At 56.0% G+C, this 7,884-nt stretch carries 4 protein-coding genes, 4 tRNA genes and 2 rRNA genes; all 10 read left to right on the top strand.

The window, feature by feature from the left end; genetic code table 11:
* The first annotated feature begins 233 nt into the window (after positions 1–233).
* The 10 genes from ACQUTG_RS18350 (at position 234) to tuf (ending at position 7,884) form a co-directional block, all read left to right on the top strand.
* A 23S ribosomal RNA gene (locus ACQUTG_RS18350) occupies positions 234–3,124 on the top strand.
* 80 nt (positions 3,125–3,204) lie between these two features.
* Positions 3,205–3,319, top strand: a 5S ribosomal RNA gene (rrf, locus tag ACQUTG_RS18345).
* Between the two features lie 480 nt (positions 3,320–3,799).
* Positions 3,800–4,765, top strand: a complete 966-nt coding sequence (locus tag ACQUTG_RS18340; protein ID WP_428920751.1) for a biotin--[acetyl-CoA-carboxylase] ligase — start codon at positions 3,800–3,802, stop codon at positions 4,763–4,765.
* Positions 4,762–5,493: a type III pantothenate kinase gene (locus ACQUTG_RS18335; RefSeq protein WP_428920750.1), complete on the top strand. Its 732-nt coding sequence runs from the start codon at positions 4,762–4,764 to the stop codon at positions 5,491–5,493. The genes ACQUTG_RS18340 and ACQUTG_RS18335 overlap by 4 nt, the downstream gene beginning before the upstream one ends.
* Before the next feature lie 263 nt (positions 5,494–5,756).
* Complete coding sequence (locus ACQUTG_RS18330) at positions 5,757–6,230, top strand: hypothetical protein (RefSeq protein ID WP_428920749.1); 474 nt, start codon at positions 5,757–5,759, stop codon at positions 6,228–6,230.
* Positions 6,231–6,261: 31 nt separating this feature from the next.
* Positions 6,262–6,337, top strand: a tRNA-Thr gene (locus ACQUTG_RS18325).
* 41 nt (positions 6,338–6,378) lie between these two features.
* A tRNA-Tyr gene (locus ACQUTG_RS18320) sits at positions 6,379–6,463 on the top strand.
* Between the two features lie 10 nt (positions 6,464–6,473).
* Positions 6,474–6,548, top strand: a tRNA-Gly gene (locus tag ACQUTG_RS18315).
* Between the two features lie 13 nt (positions 6,549–6,561).
* A tRNA-Thr gene (locus ACQUTG_RS18310) sits at positions 6,562–6,637 on the top strand.
* A gap of 50 nt (positions 6,638–6,687) precedes the next feature.
* Entirely contained in the window at positions 6,688–7,884 is a 1,197-nt protein-coding gene (gene tuf / locus ACQUTG_RS18305; RefSeq protein ID WP_428920748.1) for an elongation factor Tu, read from the top strand.

Genomic DNA, 7,884 nt, shown 5'->3' with positions numbered 1-7,884 from the left:
CTTTCTGATCACTGGGTCAGATTTGCTCTTTAACAAATTGGACGAGATAGAACACGAATATTCTTCTCTCTTTATCTCCGAGAGAAGATGTTCAAAGTGATAGCGATTTCAAGCGTTATCCGGTGTTGTCGTTGAAGTGGTTGTTGTATGGCTTCAGTCGGCTGTCTCGAATAAGCGTCAATCAGGCTTGCCTGGCGGGTGCGGATTCGTGGTCAGTTGTCTTGGGGTTATATAGTCAAGCAACTAAGCGCATACGGTGGATGCCTTGGCAGTCAGAGGCGATGAAAGACGTGGAAGCCTGCGATAAGGTTCGGGGAGCTGGCAAACGAGCTGTGATCCGGACATCTCTGAATGGGGAAACCCACCGACTTTCGGGTCGGTACCGTACAGTGAATCCATAGCTGTACGGGGCGAACCGGGGGAACTGAAACATCTAAGTACCCCGAGGAAAAGAAATCAACCGAGATTCCCTCAGTAGCGGCGAGCGAACGGGGACCAGCCCTTAAGCTGGACGACTGGTAGGAGAAGGCTCTGGAAAGTGCCGCCATAGTGGGTGATAGCCCCGTATCCGAAACCTGAGTTCAGTGAAATCGAGTAGGACGGGACACGTGATATCCTGTCTGAACATGGGGGGACCATCCTCCAAGGCTAAATACTCCTGACTGACCGATAGTGAACCAGTACCGTGAGGGAAAGGCGAAAAGAACCCCTGTGAGGGGAGTGAAATAGACCCTGAAACCGTATGCGTACAAGCAGTCGGAGCACCTTCGGGTGTGACGGCGTACCTTTTGTATAATGGGTCAGCGACTTATGTTCAGTGGCGAGGTTAACCGTTTAGGGGAGCCGTAGGGAAACCGAGTCTGAATAGGGCGATTCAGTCGCTGGGCATAGACCCGAAACCGGGCGATCTATCCATGAGCAGGTTGAAGGTTGAGTAACATCAACTGGAGGACCGAACCCACTGTCGTTGAAAAGCCAGGGGATGACTTGTGGATCGGAGTGAAAGGCTAATCAAGCCCGGAGATAGCTGGTTCTCCCCGAAAGCTATTTAGGTAGCGCCTCGGACGAATACCACTGGGGGTAGAGCACTGTTTGGGCTAGGGGGCCATCTCGGCTTACCAACCCCAGGCAAACTCCGAATACCAGTGAGTACTATCCGGGAGACACACGGCGGGTGCTAACGTCCGTCGTGAAGAGGGAAACAACCCAGACCGCCAGCTAAGGTCCCCAAGTACCAGTTAAGTGGGAAACGATGTGGGAAGGCTCAGACAGCTAGGAGGTTGGCTTAGAAGCAGCCATCCTTTAAAGAAAGCGTAATAGCTCACTAGTCGAGTCGGCCTGCGCGGAAGATGTAACGGGGCTCAAACTGGTCACCGAAGCTGCGGCTGTACACGTAAGTGTACGGGGTAGGGGAGCGTTCTGTAAGCCTGCGAAGGTGTGTCGAGAGGCATGCTGGAGGTATCAGAAGTGCGAATGCTGACATGAGTAACGACAATGCGGGTGAAAAACCCGCACGCCGGAAGACCAAGGGTTCCTGCGCAACGCTAATCGGCGCAGGGTGAGTCGGCCCCTAAGGCGAGACCGAAAGGTGTAGTCGATGGGAAACGGGTTAATATTCCCGTACCTTGGATAGCTGCGATGGAGAGACGGAGAAGGCTAGGTGAGCCGGGCGACGGTTGTCCCGGTTTAAGCGAGTAGGGAGTGGACTTAGGCAAATCCGGGTCCACAATCCTGAGACGCGACGACGACTGCCCACGGGCGGGAAGTCATTGATGCCCTGCTTCCAGGAAAATCTTCTAAGCTTCAGGCTATTCGAGACCGTACCCCAAACCGACACAGGTGGTCAGGTAGAGAATACCAAGGCGCTTGAGAGAACTCGGGTAAAGGAACTAGGCAAAATGGTGCCGTAACTTCGGGAGAAGGCACGCTGGTAGTAGGTGAAGCCCCTGCGGGTGGAGCCGAGACCAGTCGAAGATACCAGGCCCCTGCGACTGTTTATTAAAAACACAGTACTCTGCAAACACGAAAGTGGAAGTATAGGGTATGACGCCTGCCCGGTGCCGGAAGGTTAATTGATGGGGTTAGGATTCGTCCGAAGCTCTTGATCGAAGCCCCGGTAAACGGCGGCCGTAACTATAACGGTCCTAAGGTAGCGAAATTCCTTGTCGGGTAAGTTCCGACCTGCACGAATGGCGTAACGATGGGGGCGCTGTCTCTACCCGAGACTCAGTGAAATTGAAATCGCCGTGAAGATGCGGTGTATCCGCGGCTAGACGGAAAGACCCCGTGAACCTTTACTATAGCTTCACAGTGAACTTTGAGCATGCTTGTGTAGGATAGCTGGGAGGCTTTGAACCCGGGACGCCAGTTCCGGTGGAGCCAACCTTGAAATACCAGCCTGGCATGTTTGAGGTTCTAACTTGGTCCCCTGATCGGGGATGAGGACACTGTGTGGTGGGTAGTTTGACTGGGGCGGTCTCCTCCCAAAGCGTAACGGAGGAGCACAAAGGTGGGCTAAGCATGGTCGGACATCATGCGGTTAGTGTAATGGCACAAGCCCGCTTAACTGCGAGACAGACACGTCGAGCAGGTGCGAAAGCAGGTCATAGTGATCCGGTGGTTCTGTATGGAAGGGCCATCGCTCAACGGATAAAAGGTACTCCGGGGATAACAGGCTGATACCGCCCAAGAGTTCACATCGACGGCGGTGTTTGGCACCTCGATGTCGGCTCATCACATCCTGGGGCTGAAGCCGGTCCCAAGGGTATGGCTGTTCGCCATTTAAAGTGGTACGCGAGCTGGGTTTAGAACGTCGTGAGACAGTTCGGTCCCTATCTGCCGTGGACGTTGGAGATTTGAGGAAAGCTGCTCCTAGTACGAGAGGACCGGAGTGGACGAACCTCTGGTGTTCGGGTTGTGTCGCCAGACGCACTGCCCGGTAGCTATGTTCGGACAGGATAACCGCTGAAAGCATCTAAGCGGGAAGCCCCTTCCAAGATGAGATCTCCCTGGACCCTCGAGGTCCCTGAAGAGCCGTTCAAGACCAGGACGTTGATAGGTCGGGTGTGTAAGCGCTGCGAGGCGTTGAGCTAACCGATACTAATTGCTCGTGCGGCTTGACTATATAACACCCAAGACAATTGCGGATAACGCGAAATCAACATCACTTAACTCTATCCCGTCCCCCAGTGATCAACCGTTTTGCCTGACGACCATAGCGGTCTGGAACCACCTGATCCCATCCCGAACTCAGAAGTGAAACAGACCAGCGCCGATGGTAGTGTGGCATGGCCCATGCGAGAGTAGGTCATCGTCAGGCTCCTAAATAAAACAGCCCCGACAGCGAAAGCTGCCGGGGCTTTTTTATTTTGGATACGATATTCTCTCTCACTACAAAGGCCCCATGCGACAAGCGAGCCAAAGGCGAGCGCAGGACGCCGGAGCTCCGCGACGGCGGGCCCGAAGGGCCGAAGGCCGGCAGGCCTGAGCAAAGTAGGTCATCGTCAGGCTCCTAATACAAAACCCCAGCACCGCAAGGTGTTGGGGTTTTTTATTAGCTGCAAGAAAGAGATGACCTACAAGAGTGTCCGCACCGGTGCCGAAGGCAGAGCGAGCGATGCTCGCTCAGGTAAGGACGAGCACCCTGTCTCGGGGTGCTCCGGGTCATCGTCTGCAGTGCGAAGCACTGCCCGGGTATTTCTCCAAAAATATGGCGTTCTGGCCAACCCCAACTTTGTGTTTTCCCTTCTCCTGTTGTTTAATCCGCCCTTATCAATCTCTTCAGGCCGGATACCGTTTCATGAAATCCAAAGCACTGATAACCCTTCTCCAGGATGGCAAGATCCATTCCGGGGAGTCTCTTGCCCAATCTTTGGGGGTAAGCCGTACCGCAGTCTGGAAACAGATACGCCGCGCCGTTGACGACGGGTATGAGGTGGCAACGGTGCGAGGGAAAGGCTACCAGCTCCTGACTCCTGTGGACCTCCTCGACTCGGGGGAGATTTCGGGTGGTATTGCTCCCGAGATCCGGTCCGGTCTCAACTTAACGGTTCTTGATGAAGTGGATTCCACCAACGCGGAGGTGATCCGGCAGTGGCAGGCTGGAAGCTCCTCAATCCCGGTCTGTATTGCGGACTGCCAGACCGCCGGCCGGGGCCGTCGTGGCAAAGCCTGGCAAAGTCCCCGTGGTGAGAATCTTTACCTGAGTATCGGGCTGACGTTCCACGGAGGCTTCGCCGTGCTCGACGGTCTCAGTCTGGTGTTGGGTGTGGCTGTTGCCAATGCGCTCGAATCCCTGGGTGCGGAATCGATCGGACTGAAGTGGCCCAATGACATCTTCCTGCCCGGCGGCAAACTCGGCGGCATTCTCGTGGAGCTCCAGGGGGAATTGCAGGAAGGGGTGGTCCAGGTCATTGCAGGCATTGGCATCAATGTCCATATGTCAGAAGCTGATTCGGTAGACCAGCCCTGGACCAGTCTCGCATCGGCTTTTCCCGCTCGGGAATGGTCACGGAACCGGATCGCTTCAGCCATTATCAACGCAGTGCATGATGCCTCGGACATTTTTTCAGACGTAGGTTTCAGGGATTTCCGGGCGCCCTGGCAATCACGGGATATCTTCTTCGGTAAGACGATCCATGCCAGGGGAGGCGAATTGGAGGGTACCGGCGAGGGCATCGATGAAACCGGTAATTATCTGGTCAGGAATGCCGAAGGTGTGAGTCCCGTCAGGGCCGGGGAAATCAGCTTGCGGATGCGCTCATGAGACTGTTGATAGACGCGGGCAATACCCGTTTGAAATGGCAGCTGGGTGATCGTCAGAACGTGCTTGCCAGCGGCGTCGGAGACCTGTCGAGTCCCGATCCCCTGCAGGGGCTTCCGCCAGAGCCCAGGGTTCGGCGCATCAGTGTATCGACGGTGGCTGCAGAAGCTCGTCGTGAAGCGTTGGTGGCCCATCTGGAGCGTCGGTTCGGCGTGCCTGCGGTGTGTCACTGGTCGGAATCCCGGCGGGGCGGCCTGAGAAACGCCTATCAGGATTGCCAGCGTATGGGTGCCGATCGCTGGCACGCCATGTATGGCGCCTGGCAGCGGCACCGGGAGGGCTTCGCCGTAGTGGATGCAGGCAGTGCCGTGACCGTCGATTACGTGGACCAATCCGGGCAGCATCTGGGTGGGTTTATTCTACCCGGCCTGAAAATGATGATTCGAAGCCTCCAGACCGATGCTGCCAGAATTCTGTTTGATCCCGAGCAGGTATTGCAAATCGAGCCGGGGGTGAGCACCGGCGAATGCGTAAACCATGGCCTGGCATGGCTTTCTGCGGCAATGATCGATCGGATCCGGGCGGATGTCAGCACCTTCGCCCTGCGCGATATTCTGGTAACCGGGGGTGATGCTGAGCGGCTCCAGGGCCTGGGGCTTAACGCAGTTCATGTGCCCGATCTGGTCCTTCAAGGGCTGGCGGCCATCGATTCGGAAGAGTTGGCAATATGAGGTGGCTGGCGCTGGTACTGGTTGGTGCCAATCTTTTGCTTTGGTATTTCGCCGGCGCCATGCAGCCGCCGGTGCGCTCGTCAGAGACTTTGTCCGGCACCTTACCCCGGGTTGCCAGTCTCAAGTCCCCGGACAAACCGGAGCCTGTTCCCGATCTCAGCGAAGCAGGCCTGGAAGGGGAATCGGGTGGAGTAGCCTCTTCCGACCCGCTGGCAAAATCGCCGAAACCGGTTCCGATCCAGCCTCCCCTGCAGTGTGTCCGAATGGGCTGGCTGGAGAGCCGGGAAGCAGTGCAGGCGATCATAGGTTCCGTGCCGGCTCTTGGTGACATGGCTGTTTCGATTGAGGAGTTGGAGCGGGAGCGCCCGCCGCTGAACTGGGTGATGATCCCTCCCCAACCTCCGGAAGCAGCGCGCAGGCAATTCCGCGATATTCAGCGCCAGGGCATAGACTCTTATCTCGTCACCCAGGGTGAATATCGCAACGCCATCTCTCTGGGATTGTTTGAGTCCCGGGAGGCGGCAATTTCCGTGCTCGAAGAAAAAAAACGTCAGAATCTCAATGCGGTACTAGCCAACTACGACCGAAATCAGATAAGCTACGCCCTCGATTTTGAGGCTGAGCCGGACCTCGCTGAGGACCTGGTTCAGGCGGTAACTTCGGAATATGGCAAAAATTTCGATTTCATCGAAATCAACCCTTGTGAAGGTGTTGCAACGTCAGAAAAAACTCCGTAGTATACCGCCCTCGCTGACGAGGCGAATGTGAGCTGGCGTAGCTCAGTTGGTAGAGCAGCTGACTTGTAATCAGCAGGTCGGGGGTTCGATTCCGTCCGCCAGCTCCACTTTAAGTTTTGAGCAGATTCGTGGGAAACGAATTTGTACGGGAGGGGTTCCCGAGTGGCCAAAGGGATCAGACTGTAAATCTGACGGCATCGCCTTCGCAGGTTCGAATCCTGCCCCCTCCACCACTTATTGCTCGCGGGCATCGTATAGTGGCTATTACCTCAGCCTTCCAAGCTGATGACGCGGGTTCGATTCCCGCTGCCCGCTCCAATTTGGTTTTAATGCTCATGTAGCTCAGTCGGTAGAGCACACCCTTGGTAAGGGTGAGGTCGGCGGTTCAAATCCGCCCATGAGCTCCATTTTTATCCGGTCAACGTTACGATCCAGGTTGATTAGGGGAGTTGGTCAAATGTCCAAAGAAAAATTTGAGCGTAGTAAACCGCACGTAAACGTGGGTACTATTGGTCACGTTGACCATGGTAAGACCACTCTGACCGCTGCTCTGACTCGTGTATGTCACGAAGTGTGGGGTACAGGTTCAGCCAGCGCGTTTGACCAGATCGATAACGCGCCGGAAGAGAAGGCCCGTGGTATCACTATCGCGACCTCTCACGTTGAGTACGATTCTCCGACCCGTCACTACGCGCACGTAGACTGCCCGGGCCACGCTGACTATGTGAAGAACATGATCACCGGTGCTGCCCAGATGGACGGCGCGATCCTGGTCTGTTCCGCAGCTGACGGCCCCATGCCGCAGACTCGCGAGCACATCCTGCTGTCCCGTCAGGTTGGCGTTCCTTACATCGTTGTGTTCCTGAACAAGGCGGACATGGTCGATGACGAGGAGCTGCTGGAGCTGGTCGAGATGGAAGTTCGCGATCTGCTGAGCCAGTACGACTTCCCGGGCGACGACACTCCGATCGTAACCGGTTCCGCGCTGATGGCGCTGGAAGGTAAAGACGACAACGAGATGGGTACTACCGCTGTGAAGAAGCTGGTAGAAGCCCTGGACGAGTACATCCCGGAGCCGGAGCGTGCGATTGATCAGCCGTTCCTGATGCCGATCGAGGACGTATTCTCTATCTCCGGTCGTGGTACCGTGGTAACCGGTCGTGTTGAGCGTGGCATCATCAAGGTTGGTGACGAAGTGGAAATTGTTGGTATCAAGGATACCGTCAAGACCACTTGTACCGGTGTTGAGATGTTCCGCAAGCTGCTGGACGAAGGTCGTGCTGGTGAGAACGTTGGTGTTCTGCTGCGTGGTACCAAGCGTGACGACGTTGAGCGTGGTCAGGTACTGGCGGTTCCGGGCTCCATCACTCCGCACACCAAGTTCGAGTGCGAAGTGTACGTACTGTCCAAAGAAGAAGGCGGCCGTCATACTCCGTTCTTCAAGGGCTACCGTCCGCAGTTCTACTTCCGTACCACCGACGTAACCGGTTCCTGTGAACTGCCGGAAGGCGTGGAAATGGTTATGCCGGGTGACAACGTGAAGATGAGTGTTGCCCTGATCGCTCCGATCGCCATGGAAGATGGTCTGCGCTTCGCGATTCGCGAAGGTGGCCGTACCGTTGGTGCCGGCGTGGTCTCCAAGATCATCGAGTAA

It is taken from the genome of Marinobacter sp. DUT-1, from assembly GCF_050379415.1.
In the GTDB taxonomy this organism is placed as follows: domain Bacteria; phylum Pseudomonadota; class Gammaproteobacteria; order Pseudomonadales; family Oleiphilaceae; genus Marinobacter.
Note: the sequence above shows the minus strand (reverse complement) of the source record. Positions and strands in the feature narration are given on the sequence as shown.

Excerpts from the sequence above, each read along its gene's own strand:
- ACQUTG_RS18340 (WP_428920751.1), top strand. The coding sequence starts at position 3,800 with ATGAAATCCAAAGCACTGATAACCCTTCTCCAGGATGGCAAGATCCAT.
- ACQUTG_RS18335 (WP_428920750.1), top strand. The coding sequence starts at position 4,762 with ATGAGACTGTTGATAGACGCGGGCAATACCCGTTTGAAATGGCAGCTG.
- tuf (WP_428920748.1), top strand. The coding sequence starts at position 6,688 with ATGTCCAAAGAAAAATTTGAGCGTAGTAAACCGCACGTAAACGTGGGT.
- ACQUTG_RS18330 (WP_428920749.1), top strand. The coding sequence starts at position 5,757 with ATGGGCTGGCTGGAGAGCCGGGAAGCAGTGCAGGCGATCATAGGTTCC.